The sequence below is a fragment of the Pseudomonas sp. GW821-FHT07E12 genome (assembly GCF_058986605.1).
In genome coordinates this window covers 17,506-36,371 of record NZ_JBYSVX010000027.1, presented here as the reverse complement: position 1 = coordinate 36,371, position 18,866 = coordinate 17,506, and the positions used below count along the sequence as shown (strand labels likewise).

The 18,866-nt window shown below is 63.6% G+C and carries 10 protein-coding genes; 3 read left to right on the top strand and 7 right to left on the bottom strand.

What is annotated here, in order from left to right; all coding sequences use genetic code 11:
- Nucleotides 1–630 precede the first annotated feature (630 nt).
- The 4 genes from AC3WJE_RS14615 to AC3WJE_RS14600 form a co-directional block, all read right to left on the bottom strand.
- Nucleotides 631–3,069 (bottom strand): family 43 glycosylhydrolase, encoded by a 2,439-nt coding sequence (locus AC3WJE_RS14615; protein WP_493731546.1) that lies wholly within the window; start codon nucleotides 3,067–3,069, stop codon nucleotides 631–633.
- Nucleotides 3,070–3,229: 160 nt separating this feature from the next.
- Nucleotides 3,230–4,810, bottom strand: a complete 1,581-nt coding sequence (locus tag AC3WJE_RS14610; protein ID WP_493731545.1) for an alpha-N-arabinofuranosidase — start codon at nucleotides 4,808–4,810, stop codon at nucleotides 3,230–3,232.
- Between the two features lie 90 nt (nucleotides 4,811–4,900).
- Nucleotides 4,901–7,786: a TonB-dependent receptor gene (locus AC3WJE_RS14605; protein ID WP_493731544.1), complete on the bottom strand. Its 2,886-nt coding sequence runs from the start codon at nucleotides 7,784–7,786 to the stop codon at nucleotides 4,901–4,903.
- A 98-nt stretch (nucleotides 7,787–7,884) separates the two neighbouring features.
- The gene (locus AC3WJE_RS14600; protein ID WP_493731543.1) at nucleotides 7,885–10,581 is read right to left on the bottom strand and encodes a TonB-dependent receptor; all 2,697 of its coding nucleotides are present in this window, start codon (nucleotides 10,579–10,581) and stop codon (nucleotides 7,885–7,887) included.
- A 409-nt stretch (nucleotides 10,582–10,990) separates the two neighbouring features.
- On the opposite strand from AC3WJE_RS14600, the gene AC3WJE_RS14595 reads away from it, so the two are divergent.
- The 3 genes from AC3WJE_RS14595 (at nucleotide 10,991) to AC3WJE_RS14585 (ending at nucleotide 14,374) form a co-directional block, all read left to right on the top strand.
- A complete protein-coding gene (locus AC3WJE_RS14595) occupies nucleotides 10,991–12,058 on the top strand; it encodes an aldose epimerase family protein (protein ID WP_493731542.1) in 1,068 nt (355 codons plus the stop codon).
- 75 nt (nucleotides 12,059–12,133) lie between these two features.
- Nucleotides 12,134–13,258 carry an aldose epimerase family protein gene (locus tag AC3WJE_RS14590; RefSeq protein ID WP_493731541.1) on the top strand — a complete coding sequence of 375 codons (1,125 nt, stop codon included), beginning with the start codon at nucleotides 12,134–12,136 and terminating at the stop codon, nucleotides 13,256–13,258.
- A gap of 354 nt (nucleotides 13,259–13,612) precedes the next feature.
- Nucleotides 13,613–14,374, top strand: coding sequence for a FadR/GntR family transcriptional regulator (locus tag AC3WJE_RS14585; protein ID WP_493731540.1), 762 nt, complete (start codon nucleotides 13,613–13,615; stop codon nucleotides 14,372–14,374).
- 32 nt (nucleotides 14,375–14,406) lie between these two features.
- Here the strand turns inward: AC3WJE_RS14585 and AC3WJE_RS14580 are convergent, their stop codons facing one another.
- From AC3WJE_RS14580 to AC3WJE_RS14570, 3 genes are read right to left on the bottom strand one after another with little or no spacing between them, the layout of a single operon-like run.
- Nucleotides 14,407–15,567 carry a glycoside hydrolase family 88 protein gene (locus tag AC3WJE_RS14580; RefSeq protein WP_493731539.1) on the bottom strand — a complete coding sequence of 387 codons (1,161 nt, stop codon included), beginning with the start codon at nucleotides 15,565–15,567 and terminating at the stop codon, nucleotides 14,407–14,409.
- Entirely contained in the window at nucleotides 15,564–16,820 is a 1,257-nt protein-coding gene (locus AC3WJE_RS14575) for an oligosaccharide MFS transporter (protein ID WP_493731538.1), read from the bottom strand. The genes AC3WJE_RS14580 and AC3WJE_RS14575 overlap by 4 nt, the downstream gene beginning before the upstream one ends.
- 51 nt (nucleotides 16,821–16,871) lie before the next feature.
- Nucleotides 16,872–18,827: a glycoside hydrolase family 97 protein gene (locus AC3WJE_RS14570; protein WP_493731537.1), complete on the bottom strand. Its 1,956-nt coding sequence runs from the start codon at nucleotides 18,825–18,827 to the stop codon at nucleotides 16,872–16,874.
- Between the last annotated feature and the right edge of the window lie 39 nt (nucleotides 18,828–18,866).

Sequence of the window (18,866 nt, the reverse complement as noted above, 5' to 3'; positions counted from 1 at the left end):
TTCGAGTTGTTTTTTGTAGGAGCGACTTCAGTCGCGAGGAGCTTTACCCGGAATCCCCTTCGAAACGATCGAGCGTTGTTCACGCCATCTATCTACCGTCATCCCCGCGAACGCGGGGATCCATGGACGTTCGTGCAGATGGCGGTGACCTCGTAGAACGGAGCTTGTCCTTGCATCCATTTTTCGGGGCTCCGCTGCTCTTGCGTTTGATTTTTTGTTGAAAGCAACAGCAACAGCAACAGCAACAGCCAAGGCTTTCGCTCCTACGGAGCGAGTCACCTTTCTTTGCTCGTGCAAAGAAACGTAACCCAAAGAAACACGCCCCAGTCCTCGCGCCCTTCGCTGCGCTACGGGTGCACTGCGCCAGCGGGATTTTCTGACGCGGCATCCATGCCGCGGCAGAAAACGACGTGCATCCATGCACGTCGCCCTTCGGGTTTTTCCCGCTGGCTCCGTCGCTGCGGATGGGGGCCCCGGGTAAGTCAAAGTCCAGGGCAACTGCAAAGGCAAAATCACGAGCAACGGCAACGGCAACGGCAACGGCAACGGCAACCGCAACCGCAACCGCAACCGCAACCGCAACCCCCCCATTACCGAGGTGGCAATGGGGCTGTGTAACGAACTGAGAACCTACGGTTGCGCCAGGACCTGTACCTGCGCCGCATCCAGCGCTACGTCATACACACGTAGTTCGTCGATCGATCCGCGATACGGCGCATCCCACCAGTTCGTTCCCAGGCTGAACGCGCCGTTCGTGGCGTCGAAAACATCCGGGAAGTTGCTGCCGGAATAGCGAAGTTGGCCATCAACGTAGATGCGTACCTGTCCCGCATCGACACTGAAAGCGACATGCGTCCAACGGCCGGTCTGTGCCTTCATGCCCAGGCCTGCGTCGTACCAGGCAGTGCCTGACCACAGCATCGCGTCGCCGCCAACGCCGGCATGCCCCATCGGCAGGAAGCTGATCCAGTGATCGGCATCGCGTGCGCCGAAGAAAGTCGGGGTGAAGGTGTCCAGTGCTTCGGCGTTGAACCAGAACGCCACGCTGTAGTGGTTGCCCTGGATCAGGCCGGGTGGCAGGCGTATGCCGCTGGCGCCGTCGAAATGTGCGGCTTTGCCCGAGATGCCTGGCAGGTAGTCGATCTTGCCACCGGGTGCGTCGATCAGGGCGCCGGCGATGGTGCCGGCTTCGCGCTGGCCGCTGGCGTCGGACAGGTTGCCGTCGAAGCGGTAATGCGCGACCAAGCCATCGCTGCGGCGTGCTCGCACTGTCACCGGGATCACGCGGGTGGCGCTGGCACCGCGTAACTGCGCGGTGGCCGACAACTGAACGGTGCGATCGCTCTGTCCGGGTTCGGGACGGGTGACGTGGCCGCTGTCGTCGATCCAGCGCGAGTCCGAGGAGTGCCAGCTCACGCTTGCGCCGCGCATCGCCTGTGTCGGTAGATCCAGGTTGATGACGGTGGGTGCCGGCAGATCGATGTCGGCCAGGATGTCGTTCAACGCTTGCGCCGTAGTGCGCGGTGGCAGGCGGCTGCCCCAGAGCGAGATGCCGTCGAGCGAGATGGTGGTGAAGGTCAGTGCGTACTCTTGTGCGGTCTCGTTCCATTGCCATGACAACACGCCTTCCTGGCGACTGCCATCCAGTTCGAGTGTGAGCCGGTCATGGCCGTGCAGGCGCCAGCGTCCAGTGATTGCACCGGTGATGCGTCCGTCCACGTTCAGCGTCACATCGCGTGAGGTCGGCAACGCCGCGCTGATGGGCTTTTCATGTACGACCAGCTTGTAGTCGCCGGGGATTTCCTGTCGTTGCACCGGGCGTGCCGTCTGTCCGGCATAGCGGTAGGGCGCCACCACCGGCCAGCCGTCGTCATTGAGGAACATCTCGTGCACGCGCACTTGATGGGCCTCGCCACGTCCGGGGAAGCGGGTGTGGAACACCAGGAACCAGCGGCCGGTGTGCGGATCGCGATAGACGCTGTTATGGCCGGGCGATACGTAGCCCTGGCCGGTGCCTGTTCCGGGTTCGCCGAGCTTGCGGTCGAACAGGAAATTGCCGATCACCTTCTGCGCGTACGGCGCGATGCTGACGTCGTCGAACAGTGGCAGCGCGGGATTGGATTTGACCTCGGCCATGTCGTTGCCGCGGCCATCGAGATAGGGGCCGTCAGGGGTGCGCGAGCGCGCCACGCGGACGTTGTAGCCACCGTCCGAGGCAAGACCGCCGAACGAGGTGAACAGGTAGTACCAACCGGTCTCCGGGCTGTACTTCACCGTCGCGCCTTCGATGCGGCTGTGGTTGCCGCCCATCAGGTGCTTGCCGTAACCCTGGCCGGGCAGCGGCCGACCGGTCTGTGCGTCCATCTGCAGGATGAAAATGCCGCCGGAGTACGAGCCGTAGACCATCCACAGCCTGCCCTGCGTATCGAAGAACACGGCCGGATCGACCGTATTGGGATGAATCAGCGCATCGTAGATGCGGCCATCCTCACTGGGCTGACCCCACATGCCCGAGCGCAGCAGGATGCCGAGATTGCGATACGGGCCTTCCGGCTTGTCGGCAACCGCCACACCCAGTGCCGAACGCGGCGAATCGCCCCTGCAGGCGTTGTAGTACATGTAATAGCGACCATCGCCGAGGCGGATCACGTCCGGCGCCCAAAGCGTGTTGCTCTGCGCCCAGGCGAAGGTGTCCGCAAGTTCGGTGAGCACATTGTCGAACAGCGGGTTCTGCGCGCTGACGCCATCGGCGATCGATTGCCAGCTCATCAGATCGTCACTGCGCGCGGCAGCCAGGTGTGAGCCGAAGATGTAGTAATGGCCATCGGCCTTGATGATCGCCGGGTCGTGGACCGAGACATCCTCGAAATAGGGCGGCAGCGGTCTGCCCGGCGGCGGCCGGTTCCACGTGCGCAGCCACGGCGCGGTGGCGCCGGTGTGGACGGTGTCATCGACCTGCTGTGGCGGTGTCGGCCGTACGTTCGAGGTGTTGGCGGACGCCGCGCTGGCGAGCAGGGGAACGAACGCGAACAGCGCAGCAGCGCCGATCGCGAGGACGGATCTGGACAAGGTGGCTCTCTCCCGGAGTGTGGCGCCCAAGCAGGGCACACAGGTAACGATCTACGCGGCGATGACAGGGGGAGGAGCGAAACAGTGTGCGGCGTCCATTGCAGAAGCCGCACCGCCTGGGGACCGGGCACCGCCGCGTGCGGCGCCCGGTCCTGTGGCGTTATTGCAGTTGCAACACCACGATCGCCTTGGCCGGCAACGCGACCTGCAGCGTGCCGCCGTTGAGCGTGGCACCGCTGAACGGCTGCGGCTTCACGGCATCGGGCTTGTCGTAGGTGTTGAGCGAGGTGATCGCCGGTGCGGTCAGGATCTGGCCGCTGACGCTGCGCGCCTGGCCGTCGCCGTCCACCTTGACCTTCACCTGTGCGGAGCGATTCGGGTCGAGGTTGGTCAGCGCGACATAGACGTGCCCGTCCTTGGCCTTCACCGCTGAGCCATGCACCGCCGGCACCGTGAGGTCGGCGTGCCGATACTCGGGTGACTGGATCTGCAACGGCAGGAAGGTCGCATCCTGGAACGGCTTGTACATCGCAAACACGTGATAGGTCGGCGTCAACAGCATCTTTGACCCATCGGTCAGGATCATGGCCTGCAGCACGTTGACCATCTGCGCGATGTTGGCCATGCGCACGCGATCGGCATGCTGGACGAACACATCCAGCGTCAGCGAGGCCACCAGCGCGTCGCGCAGCGTGTTCTGCTGGTGCAGGAAGCCCGGATTCACCCCCGGCAGACCGCCGTACCAGGTGCCCCATTCGTCGACCACCAGTGCGACCTTCTTGTCCGGGTCGTACTTGTCCATGATCGCGCTGTGCTTGCGGATCAGCTCATCCATATGCAGTGCACCGGAGAGCGTCTGGATCCACGCGGCCTCGTCGAAATCGGTCGAGGACGCCTTCGGCGGCCAACCACCCGGGACGGTGTAGTAATGCATGCTCAGGCCGTCCATGTACTTGCCGGCCTCGCGCATCATCACTTCGGTCCAGTTGTAGTCGTCGCTGTTGGCGCCGGGCGCGATCTTGAGGATCTTCTGGTCGGCCGGTGCCTTCACGAAGGTCTGGTAGCGGCGGTACAGGTCCGCAGCGTATTCCGGGCGCATGTTGCCGCCGCAGCCCCACAGCTCGTTGCCGACGCCGAAGTACGGCACCTTCCACGGCTGTTGGCGTCCGTTCTTGCGACGCTCGTTGGCGAGGGTCGAACGGGTCGGCGCGGTCATGTACTCGACCCACTGCGCCATCTCGTCCGGCGAGGCGTCGCCCACGTTGCCGGCTACATACGCATCGGTGCCGAGCAGCTCGGTGAAATCCATGAACTCATTCGTGCCGAAGCTGTTGGGTTCCTCAACGCCGCCCCAGTGCGTGTTGACGCTGGTCGGGCGCTGCTCGCGCGGGCCGATGCCGTCGCGCCAGTGGTATTCATCGGCGAAGCAGCCGCCGGGCCAGCGCACGTTGGGCACCGCGATCGCCTTCAGTGCGGCCACCACGTCGTTGCGGTAGCCACGTGTGTTGGGGATCTTCGAATCCGGGCCGACCCAGACACCGCCATAGATGCCGGTGCCCAGATGCTCGGCGAACTGGCCGAACAACTGGCGCGATACCTCAGGGCCGGGCTGATCGGCACGCAGCGTGCCTTGCACGCTGACGTCGGCGGCGGAAGCCACGCCGCTGGCCAGGGCCAGGGCGCTCAGCAGCAGCGACAGTCGTCGGGGTTTGCGAAGAAGTGTCTGTCCTGGAAGGTGCATGCGCATGTCTCCTGTAAATGCGTGGCGGGTGGTGGCCCGCCGTTAGCGAAGGCTGGAAAGCGTGGCGGCCGGGACCGCCACCGTGCCGGATCAGAACTGGTAGCGCAATCCGAGCGCGTAGGTACGGCTGTAGATATTGGTGCCGAGGTTGAACAACGTCGAATTGCCGTAGTAGTCCTGGTATTTCTCGTTGGTGATGTTGGTGGCATCGAAGGTCAGCATCAACGACGGCGTCACTTGATAGCTGAGCTGGAAATCCATCGAGGCCTCGCCGCGCGACCACACCTGGGTCGGCATCGAGCAGCAATAGTTGTAGCCGGTCAGGAACTTGTCGCGATCGACATACGACAGCCGCGAACCGAACTTGCCGCGTTCGTACATCAGCACCACGCTGTAGGACCAGTCGGACACGCCCACCACCGGATTGGTGCGGTAGCCAAGCAACCGGGTGGAGTCGGCTTCGTCGTAGATCGGGTCCTTGGAGTCGGCATCGATCCAGGTGTAGTTGCCCTGGATGCCGAAGCCATGCATCCAGTCCGGCAGCGTATCGCCGAGGAAATACTGGAAGCCCAGCTCCACGCCGTTCAACTGGCCCGAACCCGCGTTCTGCGGCGAGGTCAGCACGTAGTTGCCGTTGAGCGCCGGCGTGCGGTCGGTGACCTGGATAGTGCGGTCGGCATTGAAGATGAAACCGTCCACGTCGCGCTTGAACACCACGCCGTAGATGCTGTTGCTCTCGTTGAAGTAGTACTCCAGCGCCAGATCCAGCGTCTTGGCTTCCACCGGTTTCAGGTTCGGGTTGCCGCTGCTGGCGTAGCCGAAGGTGGCGTTGGTGGAGGAGGGCGGGGTCAGCACCATCGCAGGATTGAGCTGGCCGAACGACGGGCGGCTGATGGTCTCGCCATAGGCCAGGCGCAGCATCAGCTTGTCGTTGGGATGCCAGCGCACCACCGCACTGGGCAGCACGTCGGTACGCGATTTGCTCAGGTTGCTGGCCTGCCAGTCGGTCACCAGCGTGTTGTAGCCGAGTTCGGTTTCGGTGCGCACCACGCGCACACCGACCTGGCCGTCGAGCGTGCCGACCGGCAGATCCTGGCTGAAATCGGTCTGCAGATAACCGGCGTAGGTACGCTCCTCGATATCGAAGTAGCGTGCCGGATCGTAGGCCGGCATGCCGGAGGAGAAGCCGTACAGCGCCCGCATTTCATCCGGATGCGACAACAGGTAGTCGTAGTCGGCGACGATCCACTGGCGCGGGAAGGTCGCATTGCCGCTGAAGAACTGGAACGGCGTGGTGCGATACAGCTCGCTGTGATCGGACACCGCCGCACTGGCCGCGCAGCTCGGTACCGCGAAGCAATCGGCGGAGCGGTCGCCGGCTTGCGAGGTGGCGGTGCGCCGATCCAGGCGGATGCCGAACTTCAGGTTCTCGAAGAAGCCGCTGTCGAGCGAGTATTCCGCATCGGTCTGCCAGGTCAGCGCATCCCCCTTGTCCACGCCGTGCTGGTCGAAGTGCCATGCCAGATTCCAGCCCTGCGGGTTGGTCAGGTCGCTCTCGTCGATGTCGGCGGTGGCCGGATTGTCCGGGAACAGCAGCGACGGCGTACCGGTGCCGTTGTGGTTGAAATCCACCGCCAACCGGTAGCGCACGCTGCCCATGTCCTGGATCTGGTTGAACCACTCGTACTTGGAGGTCTGGTACACCACTTCCGAGTTCACCTTGAAACGATCGGTGAACTGCCACTTGCCGCCCAGCGCGTAATGGAAGGTATCTGTCTTGCCGGTACGCGCCTGGGTGCTGGAGAAGATGTACGGGTTGTTGACGTAGTTTTCCTTCACCACGTTGGTGCCTGGATACAGCACCGAGTCCTGGTAGCGGTCCGGATTGTTGACGAAGGCGAACAGCAGCGAGTTGGAGTCGGTGTTGCGATAGCCGTTGTAGAACGCCTCGAAGAAATACTCCGACCAGTCGTTGGGACGGAACTGCAGGGCCAGGTTCGCGGCCGGCCGCTCACGCACGCCGAAGCGGTTCCAGCCGCCCATCGCATCGCGCAGCAGCACGTACTCGGTCGGCACGCCGCCGACGTTCACCGTCGATCCGGCGGCAGTGGAAATCGGCGTGCCGCGATCGACGATCACGCTGCCATCGGCGTTGAACTCCGGGATGCGCTGGTAGTTGCTGGCGTAGTACGGATCGGACGAGCCGTTCCAGATGTTCTCGTCGCGATAGTGGGTCTTGGCCCACGACACGTTGAGCAGCGCGCCGAACTCGCCGGCATCGGTGTTCCAGCGGTCACTGAACAAGGCGCTGAGATTCGGATCGGTCTTCTCGGCATGGGTGGCGTAGATGCCACGCGCCGCCACCGACACCTTGGCGCCCTCGAAATCGAACGGGCGATGGGTGCGCACATCGATCTGCCCGGCGATGCCGCCTTCGACCAGATCGGCCGAACGGGTCTTGTAGACGATGACTTCCGACAGCAGCGTGGCGGGAATGTCCGCCAGTGCCACCGAACGCCCGGTCGAGGTGAACATCTGGCGGCCGTTGATGGTGGTGGACACATCGCCGAGGCCACGGATCGTGACCGTGGATACCTCGCCGCCGCCACGGCCGGTGGTCTGCACGCCGGTGACGCGCTGCAGGGCCTCGACCACATTGTTGTCCGGGAACTTGCCGATGTCTTCGGCGACGATCGCGTCGACCACCTGGCGTGTGCTCTGCTTGATCGCCTGCGCGCTGATCAGGCTGCCGCGCACGCCACGGACCTCGACCTTGTCCAGCTCGACCGCATCCTCGGCGGGTTTGGCGGGGCAAGGCGCCTGCGGATTTTCGGTGGTGGGACAGATCAGCGCTTCGTCGCTCGTGGAGGCCTGTTGTGCATGGGCGATGGAGGCGGAAGCGGCCAGTGCGATGGCCAGCGCCGCGGGAAGCACGGCGCGCGAAAGGCGCGGGTGCGCCGGTGATGCACTCTTCATTGCGTCAAACCCTCTCTCCTGGGTGTCGAGCAGCAAGCGTGGTGCGGGGGATGTGTGGTGGCTACCGGTGGCCGGCGCTGTGGCCGGCCACCCTGGTATCAGAAGCGGAACCGCAGACCGATCGAGAACGTCCGTTCCATGACCCCGACATCGCGCGGGAACAGCGATTGATTGCCGAAATAATTGCGGGTGACGGTGTCGAGCAGGTTGGTGGCTTCCACCGAAACCGTCAGGTTCCTGTCGAGGTCGTAGCTCATCGCGAAATCGAGCGAATCGATCGGCGCGACGTAGATCGATTGCGGCTGGTCACCGCTGGCGGTGTAGCTGAGCGCGTACTTGCTGCGCCAGTTGTAGGCCAGGCGGCTGGAGAACGGGCCGTTCTGATAGATCAGCACCGCGTTGTAGGCACGCTTGGACACGTTGACCAGATCCTGCATCTCGCCGGTCGGCGATTGCGTGGCCGCATCGATGAAGGTGGCGTTGAGCTGCGTGCCGAAACCGGACAGCCAGCCGGGCAGGAAGTCATAGAACTGGGTGTAGGCCACTTCCACGCCCTTGAGCTTGCCGTGACCGGTGTTGCGCGGGCGGCTGACCGAATAGGTCACGCCATCGATGACCTCGTCACTGGCGTAGGTCTGGATGTAGCCGTCGATGCTGCGATGGAACGCCGCCAGCGACAGCAGCGAACCGGGGTGGAAGTACCACTCCAGAGACAGGTCCGCGTTGTCCGACTTGACCGAGTCCAGGTTCGGATTGCCGCCGCTGCCGTTGGCCGCCACTGTCGCGGTGGCCTGGAACAGCGTCAGCTGCGGATTGAGCGCGGCGAACGCGGGACGCGTGATCGACTTGCCGTAGGACAGCCGCAGCAGCAGATCGTCGCGGATGCCGAGGTTGGCGCTGAAGCTCGGCAGCAGCTCGTTGTCGCTCTTGTCGATGTTGACCGGCGACTGCACGCCATCCAGCACCTCGGTGCCCGCCAGCTTGGAATCCAGCTTCACCGCGCGCACGCCGATCGCGCCGTCCAGCGGCATGTCGCCGATGTGCAGCGAGTAGCGGCCCTGCAGATAGGCGGCGTAGGTGTCTTCCTTGTCGTTGAAGTACAAGGTCGGGTTGGCGGCCGGCTCAGCCGGGTCATAGCCCATCGCCGCGCGGATCGCCGCCGAGTTGGCGAGCAGGTAGCCGCGATCGGCCACCATCCACTGGTTGGTCGAGGTGGCGCGGTTGCCGTTGAGGAAATTGTTGGGCGTCAGCGAAGCCAGCCCGGGGAAGTCATCGACGAACGCGGTGGTGCCGCTGATGTTGGTGCGCCCGCCGGTATCGGCGGCAATGTTCTCCGCTTCACGCCGGCTCGCACGGAAGCCCGCGTCGATGAAGGTGAACGGACCGGCATCGACCTGGATGTTGGCATCGCCCTTCCACGACCAGTCCTTGCCGACCTGGCGGCTCCAGCCGTCGTAGTACTGATGCAGCCAGTACTTGGACGAATCGCCGACGTCGAACGCGCTGCCGTCGTAGTTCGTCACCGAGGCATTGGAGGAGCCGTTGTTGTCGAACGTCATCGTCGTCAACGGCGCGATGAACGCAGTGTCGAGGATGAAATAGCGGGTGTAGGCCTTGCTGTAGGTGTAGGCCAGGTCGGTGGACAGCTTGACCCGTTCGCCCTTCCAGCTACCGCCGATCGCGCTCTGGTAGGTATCCGAGGTGTTGCGGTAGGCCTGGTTGCTGGTCAGCGTGAACAGATCGCGCGCGACGATGCTCTGCGCGACGTTGGTGCCCGGCTTGGTGGTCAGGCTGACCACGTTGTCGGAGTTCACCAGCACCGGCAGCGGGATCCAGAAGTTGACCTGGTTGTCGTTGCGGTAGCCGACGTAGAAATTCTCGAAGTACAGCTCGGTGTTCTCGTTCGGCGCCCACTGGAAGGTCAGGTTCGCCGAGCGGCGGTCGCGATCGCCGATGGTGTAGATCGAGCCGATCGTGTCGGGGATGTAGACCTGGTCGCCGGTGCCGAGCGGGTTGTCCTTCAGTGTGTAGATGCCGTCGAACGTATTGCTTTCCTGATACCGCTGCGACTGGTAGGACACGCTCGCCATCACCCCGAACTTGCCGGCGTCGGTGTTCCAGATCTTGTTGCCGGTGAGGCTGCCGTTGGGATCGGACTTGCCCGAGTTGCGGCTGTAGATCGCGCGTGCGCTGCCGGCCAGGGTCCAATCGTCATCGAAGTCGAACGGGCGGCGCAGGCGCACGTCGATCAACCCGCCGATGCCGCCTTCGATGTTGTCCGCACCGCTGGTCTTGTAGACGTCCACGCGTTGCAGCAGGTCGGCGGGGATGTCCGCCAACGCCATGCTGCGGCCGGTGGTGGTGAACACGTTGCGGCCGTTGAGCGTGGTGACCACGTCCGGCAGGCCGCGCACCAGCACCGTGTTGACCTCGCCGGCACCGCGTGCGACCTGCACGCCGGTGACGCGCTGCAGGGCCGCCGCCACGCTGTTGTCCGGCAGCTTGCCGATATCCTCGGCGACGATCGAATCCGTGATCTGGAGGTTGTTCTGCTTGAGTGCGATCGCGCTGGCGATGCTGGCGCGCACGCCGCGCACTTCCACCGTGTCCAATTGCTGGGCGGCCTGCGCCTGGCACGTGGGATCGGTGTTGCCCGCATCGGCGCAGCGGGCGTCGTTGCTGGATGTGGCGGCCTGCTGTGCGAATGCGCCGGGCGACAGTGCCAAGGCAAGGGCGGCCGGCAGGGCGGCCACGATCAGGCGCGGCGCATGCCGCTTGTTGCTCACGATATTCATCGCGTAGAACCCCTCCCAGAGTCTCGTTGATGCCAGGGCGCAATTGCTCGGGCCGCTGTGTTGCCTGGAACGGCGCGGGGTGCGCCGGCCGCACGGCATCCGGGGCCGGTCTGTGTATCCGTGCGGAGTTGGCGCACTGGACGGCCGGTTTGTGTTTCCGTTTGCCACGGCCGTCATGTGACGGCGGACGGAGAATAGTGGAGGCACAGATAACCGACTAATGATTTAAATCAGGCAATGCATATGTGTATTGCAATGGTGCAATGCGCCATGTTCTTGTCCGCAGACGCATCGCCTCGACACGCTTCGCGATGCACTTTCGTCGCCGCGCGATACGCGCATTGGGATGGCATGGGGGCGGCCAGGCTGGCTATGCTGCGTGGTTGCGAACAGACCTCTGCCGGGAACCATGCTGCGTAACTTCGGAACACTGCCGGACGGCACCCAGATCCATGCGATCACGCTGGAAAACGACCATGGATTACGCGCCGAGGTGCTGACCTACGGCGGCATCCTGCGCCGGTTGCAGATACCGGTCGGCGATGCGCATCTCGATGTGGTGCTCGGATTGCCGGATCTGCCTGCCTACCTCGACGACCACGACAGCCTCGGCATCCTCGTCGGTCGTTTCGGCAACCGCATTGCCGGCGGTCGCTTCGTACTCGATGGTGTCGAGCATCAATTGAGTCGCAACGAAGGCGCCAACCACCTGCATGGCGGCATTCGCGGCTTCGGGCACAGGGTGTGGCAGGTACAGGAGCAGGCGCGCGACCGCGTGCTGCTCGGCTATGTATCGCCGGCGGGCGAAGAGGGTTATCCGGGCACGCTCGAAGTCACTGCCGAGTTCCGGCTGCAGGGCCAGCGTCTGGAGCTGATCTACCGGGCACGCACCGATGCTTCCACCCCGATCAACCTGACCCACCATCCCTACTTCAACCTGGCCGGGGACAGGCTCGTGCCGGCGGCCGCGCAGGTGCTGCGCATACAGGCCGACCATTACCTGCCGGTGGACGCGGCGCTTATTCCGACCGGTCAGATCGCCGACGTGTACGCCACGCCGTTCGATTTCCGCATCCCGCGCACGCTGGATGCGAAGCGGATGGCCGACGATCCGCAGCTCGCACTGGGCAAGGGCTACGACCACTGTCTCGTGCTCAATCCCGAATATGCAGCCTGCACCGCTGAGCTGTATTCAGCGCACAGCGGCGTGGCGATGCGGCTCACCAGCTCGATGCCGGCGGTGCAGCTGTACGAAGGGCAGATGCTCGACAACAGCCATCCCGAACTCGGGCGCGGGGTATGCCTGGAGCCACAGCAGTTCCCGGACGCGCCCAACCACGCCGAATTCCCGAACACCATCCTGCGTCCCGGCGAGGATTACCTGCACCGCATCGAATACCGCTTCGGCGTGCTCGGCCGCAACGCGGGCTGGGACGAAGTGGCGGACGCGCTCGACCGTGCCCCCGTTGGTGGGTGAACCTCAGTCCGCCGAAGCGCCCGGCACCAGCGCGATCACGAACTCGCACGAAAGTGGAGACGGACCCCCAGCGCCTTGACTTGGCCGCTTTCGCAGTTTAAGCAGTCGAGATTCGCGCCCTTGATCAGATATGGAAAGATGATCGAAAACCCGATGAAAGTTCCTTTCGGCCAATTGCCCGACGGCCGCGACGTACACCTGCTCACCCTGCGCGGTGATGCGGGGCTGGAAGCCGAAGTACTGACCTACGGCGGCATCCTTCGCTCGTTGCGACTGGACGTCGATGGCCGCTGCGTACCGCTGGTGCTGGGCTTGCAAGACCTGCCCGCCTATCTGGCCGACCGGATCAGCCTGGGCGTGTTGGTGGGGCGTTTCGGCGGCCGGATCGCGAACGGACGATACACGCACGAAGGCAAGACACAGCAGCTCGACATCAACGATGGAAAAAACCATCTGCACGGCGGCAAGGAGGGCTTTGGCTGGAGTTTGTGGACGGTACTGGAACAGGACACGGACCGCGTGCTGCTGACCCTTGTGTCCGAAGACGGCGACAACGGTTATCCAGGCCGAGTCGAAGTGTTCGCCGATCTCCGCGTGCAGGGGCGCACCCTGCATGTGAATTTCAGCGCCACCAGTGATGCCGACACGCCATTCAATCCGACCCACCACCCGTACTTCAACCTGTCCGGTGATCCATCCATTCCCGCATCGGAACAATGGCTGCGGGTAGCGGCCGACCGTTATCTGCCGGTGGACGCCGAACTGCTGCCGCTTGGCGGCATCGCTGCGGTTCAGGACACGCCATTCGACTTCCGCCAGGCGGTGACGCCGTTGCGCAACATCGATCCGGCACATGAGCAGATCGTTACCGCCGGTGGTTACGATCACTGCCTGGTACTCGCCGAAGGCGCCGATCGCGTCGCCGAGCTGTACTCGCCTCACAGCGGTGTGGTCATGCGCATCGACAGCAATGCGCCGGCGGTGATTTTCTTTGGCGGCCAGATCATCGAAGCGCATCATCCGGGTTTGGGCCATGGTCTGTGCCTGGAACCGCAGGGCTATCCCGATGCCCCCAATCGCGTGAATTTTCCCGACACTTTCCTGCGCCCCGGCCGGCGCTTCGAACGCCACATCGCCTACCGGTTTGCCACGGTCGCCCCGGGCAGCGATTGGGAACAGGCGATCGCTTCACTTGGGTGAAGCCGCTGCAACGGATTGCCATGGGTGTTCCACGGAAATTTCAGCAACCGGGTCAGCCATTTCCTCTCGGCCAGGGCCAGCAGATAGGCGCAATTTGAAGCGCATCGTTGTGGGACGGGCTTCCGTCCCGACGCTTGGCCGGTAGAGCCCTGTCGGGACGGAAGTCCCTTCCACAATCACCCGCTGATGCGAAGCCGGTCGATCGGTGCCGGATCGGTGCGGGCGGAGTGAGCAGAACAGCCAGCTGAGGCAGCCAGTTTCGTTGCGGCCCGCGACCTTGCGGTCTCGGCAGGGTGCCGGATTGCGGCAAAAGACGCTGTGCTATCGTTGCCCGATGAATTGCGGAGCACCGGATTGATCAGTACAGGCGAACCCAACAAACGACTGCAGATGGCCGCTCATGGCACGCTCACGCGGCAATTGCTGGATGCGCTGGGACGCGAGATCGTGGTCGGGAAGTACGGTTCCGGGCACTTCCCCACCGAAGCTGAAATCTCCGTGATGTACCGGACCAGCCGCAGCATCACCCGCGAGGCGACCAAAATGCTGGCGGCAAAGGGCATGATCTCGGCACGTCCGCGCAGCGGCATCGTTGTGCAGCCGGAGCGCAACTGGAGCATGTTGGATGCGGATGTGCTGCGTTGGCTGCTGGAGCGCAAGTTCTCACTGGAGTTGTTCCAGTCGCTGACCGAAATGCGCCTGGGCATTGAACCCACCGCGGCGATGCTGGCAGCGCGTAATGCGACGCCTGATACCATCGCGGGGATAGAGCGTGGCCTGCAGCGCATGATCGCGGCCGAGAGCGGGGACGATGACAGCCTGGCATCCGACGTCGCCTTCCATGTGGCCATCCTGGACGCGACCGGCAACCCGTTCTATATCCAGTTGCATGAACTGATCAACACGGTACTCAGCTTCTCGATCAAGTTCACCAACAGGATCGGCGGGCACACGGCCAGCATCCCGGCGCACCGCAAAGTGCTCGACGCGATCAGGAAAGGCGACGATTCAGGCGCGCATGCCGCGATGTCCGCGGTGATCAACGACATCCTGAAACTGATCGCCAAAGGTGAGCTGAAGCCGACATCGAAACGCGATCGACGCAAAAAAACCTGAAGGCAGCGGCGTTCGACATCGCGTGGAGCGTGCTAGCTCCAGTATGAGGTCCAGAATCGTCTGAGGCGCATCAGCGCTTCCAGATAGAAGTAGTCTCCCCAGATGCATGCCTCGTCCACGCCGATGCCATTGGGCATGTGGTAAACCGCGTGCAGCAACAGTGCGTTGGATCCTTCCAGCGGGGCCAGGTAATTCGCGTCGAGTTCGCGCACCATGCGCCACGCGGCGGTACTGTACTTCTCGCGGCGTGGATCCGAGAGGGGCAACAGCTTGGCCAATTCCAGCAGGCCGCAAGCGGTGATCGCCGAGGCGGAGCTGTCACGCGGAACGGTGCTATCGGCGAAGACCAGATCCCAGCAACAGATCCCGTCCGCCGGCAGGTGGTCGAGGAAATAGTCGGCCAGCCGTGCGGCCAGCTCGATATACCCATCATCGCCGGTGTGCAGCGCACCCAGTGCGAAACCGTAGATACCCCAGGCCTGCCCACGCGCCCAGCAACTGTCGTCGGCGTGGCCCTGGTGGGTGGAACCGTGGAGTGGCTGTCCGGTGGCGGTGTCGATGTAGAAGGTGTGGAAAGTCGTCGCGTCCGGACGGACAAGATGGCGCGCGGCCTGGCGCAGGTGGCGCGTAGCGGCATTCGAGTAAGCCCGGTCGCCGGTTTCCCGGCTGGCCCAGAACAGCAGCGGCAGGTTGAGGTTGCAGTCGATGATCATGCGCCCGCGTTGCGCCGGGTCGCGCATGTCGCCCCAGGCCTGGATCACTTCGGCGATCGGGTCATAGCGCTGCAACAGTAGTTGCGCTGCTTCGAGCCCTGCAACGCGATCGACTTCGCTGCCGGTCAGTCGATACGCGGCGCAAGCAGATAAGGAGTAGAGGAAGCCGAGGTCGTGATGATCGACGGCGATGCGATGTTGCAGGCGATCGCGGAACGATGGCATATCGCGCTCGGCCGCCGCGCGGTAGGTATCCTTGCCGGTAAGCTCCCAGGCCAGCCAAAGCATTCCGGTCCAGAAGCCGTTGGTCCATTCAATGTTGCCGATCGGCGCGTAGACGCCGCCTTCGCTGGATGGCGCGGGAAACGCATCGATGAATTGCGGCATGGCGCGATCCAGGCGTGCCAGTGCCCGTGCGAGCAGCGCATCGAGTTCCGCTTGTTGCGGCAGGTGAGACATTCCATTGGCAGGAGTATTCATGCGGCTTCTGATTCCAGCGTTTTTGCGTTGCCTGTGCTGGGTGGGGCGGCACTGGATTCGGCAGGCGTCGGAGAAAGTGCGAACCACGAGGCGATCCAGAACACCAGCGCGAACGCGGCGATGAGGAAGTAGGTGTGCTGGAAGCCGATCAGGTCATAGCTCATGCCGACCAATGGCGACAGGATGGCCAGCCCTATCGAATGTCCGAAGCTGACGCCGACCATATAGACGACGGCCGCATGCCGCGCTTCGAAGTGGTGGGCGATGTAGCGGAAGATGGAAACCACCAGAATCGGCAGTTCGACCGCGTGTAGCATCTTGCACGCGGAAATGGTCAGCGGCCCGATGGCCATTCCGGAAGTCGCTATGCGCACGATCATGATGCCCGTGGCCAGCATCAGCCCGCGCGTGGCGCCGATGCGGCGTACCAGTGCCGGTGCCAGGAACATGCCGCCTGCTTCGACGAATATCTGCGCCGAATTCAGGTAGCCGAACATCGTGTTGCCTGCTTCCTGCGTGGGGAACAGCGAAGAGAAATAGGTAGGGAACTGCTGGTCGTAGACCAGGTATAAGTTGGTCACCCCCAGAATCAGCACCATGAAGCCCCAGAACCTCGGCTGCATCAGAACCGCGGCGGAGTCGCGCGGGGTAAGCGGTCGCGATGCGGTTTGCTGTGCGGTACTCGCTTCGATGCGCGCCACGGCGAGGATCGGCAGCAGCAACAGGCCGGCGATGCTGGCCAGGTAAAAATTGATGCCGGGATCGATGTTGTACAAACGGCCGGAGAAGAAGGCGGCGGCGGCAAAGCCGAGCGAACCCCACAGGCGCACGCGGCTGTATTCGAAACCGTACTTCCGCCCGACGCGATCCACGTAGCTTTCCAACGCGTAGCTGCCGGCGATGAAGGTGATGCCCAGGTAGATGCCGCCGACGATGGCGCCAGCCACGAGATTCCACTTGAGCAGCGGCGCGTACACGAAGCTGAAGAAGAATCCGGACAGCACGACCAGCACGGCGATGCCGGCGGGTACGGCCTTGCGCAGCCCCATGCGGTCGGACAGGTAGCCGTAGAGTGGCTGCGCGCACATCGCTCCAATGAAGTTGGCCGCGAACACCGTGCCGGCCTGAGTGCCGTTGAGGCCCAGCGAGCGGGTCAGCCAGATTGACAGCAGCGACATCGCCATCGCCTGGGCGAAGAAGAAGCAGAAAACAAAGGCGCTCAGTGCGGTGTAGTTGCGCTTTGTTGCGGTCATGACAGCCGGTTCCCTCCGGTGGCGTCTCTATCAATTGTATTACAAATAAAATCAGGCCATCTCGAACAGCACGGCCTGCCCGCCGCTCGGTGCAAGCACCAGTTCCAGCCGATCCCGCGCATACAGGCGGCGATGATCGAGGGTCACAGGCGTGCGGTTCGCGGGCGTTGCCGGTTCCCCATCGGCGTAGAGCGTCGCCAGCCATGTGCCCGTACCCAGGAAACTCAGTGGCACCGATACGTTTCGGCCTTGCTCGTTGGTCATCGCGCCGAGGAACCAGCGCTTGCCGTGTCGACGCGCAACGGCGATGTATTCGCCAATCGCGCCGCCCAGCGCGACGGTTTCGTCCCAGGTCGTCGGACACTGGTCGAACCAGCTCAGTTCCGGCCAGGCGCGGCCCGCGTACTTGGCCGGTTCGTCGTACCAGTACAAAAAGATCATCGGGTTGTAGTACACCGCCGCCATTGCCAATTGGTGCGCATTGGTGGTCTGGTTGCGTTCATGGGCGTAGCAGATGGTGTAGTCGATCGGCCCGCTCAGTGCCCGGGTAAACGGCAGCGTGACGTTGTGGCGCGCGGTGGGAAAGTGTTCGTTGCCGCGCACGCCTTCCAGCGCGATGTAGTTGGGTAGCGTGCGCTCCAGCCCGGCAGGCCGCAGGTTGTCGTGGAGATTGACCATCAGGCGATGGCGGCCGCATTGCTCGATGAGGCCGTAGATGAAGTCGGTGTCTTCCTGGCGGCCTTCCCAGACGAAGCCGAATTTGATCCCGGCCACCCCCCACGTCCGGTATGTCCGCACGATGGCTTCGAGCTGGCGCATTGCCGGTACTCGATCGACGTAGAGGATCATGCCGATGCCTTTGGATCCTGCAGCGGCGATGATCCGCGCCATATCCAGTCCGGCTATCGGCACGGTGGCGTCGCTCGGGTCGGTACCGTCGCCGTACCAGTGCGCATCGAATTCGACAAAATCCATTCGCCGATTCGCCGCAAATTCCACGCAGGCCAGTGCGCGCTCGGTGGTGTAGGGTTTTCGAATGCGAATCGCGCGGCCGGGGCGTATCCATGACGTGTTGCCCAATCGGTTCGGCGTCGCCAGCGTCTGCACCAGCCCGGCTTTCTCCAGCAGTTTCGCCGGTTCGCGAGATACCAGCAGCAGGCGCCAAGGTGTGGAGAAGGGAGCTTCGACCGTGAATGTCGGCGCGGCGTGCGTGTCTCCAGGCCCCGAATATCCGGTTGCGCGGCCAGGGTAGTGCATCAAGTACGTGACGATGTCGCCGTCATCGTCACTGCGTAGCATCATGCGCGGGTAGTGGAGACGGTCGGATTCGCAGACGGCCAGCGCGATGCCTTGTGGCGTCGCTACGTACAGCGGTGGATCGGCCAGCGGGCCGGAGTCGGTGCTTTGGGTCAGGTCGGGATCCGGAACCGGCTGCAGTTCGCCTGGCGACGATACCGCGTACTCGCCCTCGTCGCGGCTGCTCCATACGCGCGAGCCATCGGGGAAACGCAAGTGCGTGGTTTCGCCAAACAAGCGCAGTGTGCCGCCTGGCGTGCGCAGGAGCGTGTAGCGAACGGCGATGCCATCGTCATGCGCGACGATGCGGATGGCGAATTCAATGCCGTGCGCGATGTCTTCAAAGCGCGCTTCCAATTCGTTGTAGGTGCTGTCGTACAACTGGGCGATGCCATAGGCCGGTCGCCAGCGTCCTGTGTGTACATGCGTGCGTGCGTTGAGCAGGCGCGCACCTGGGCCGAGGATTTTGCCATTCTCCAGCAGCAGGCCCAATCGTGAGGTTTCCAGAATGGGGCGGCCTTCGAGCTGCGCTGACCAGCATGGCGGCGTGCCGGCTTGCGGCGGTGTCAGCGTGACGATCAGTCGGCCATCGGGCGAGCGCACCTTCCACGCGTCGGCGTCTGCGGCGCGCGTGCGCGGCATGGTCCTGCAAGCGCTCATCGCGGCGGCGGCGAGCGTGGCTGACATCATGCTGCGACGGCTGATCGGCATCTCCACCTCGTTCTTTCGCCTGCGGCCGCAACATGTGCG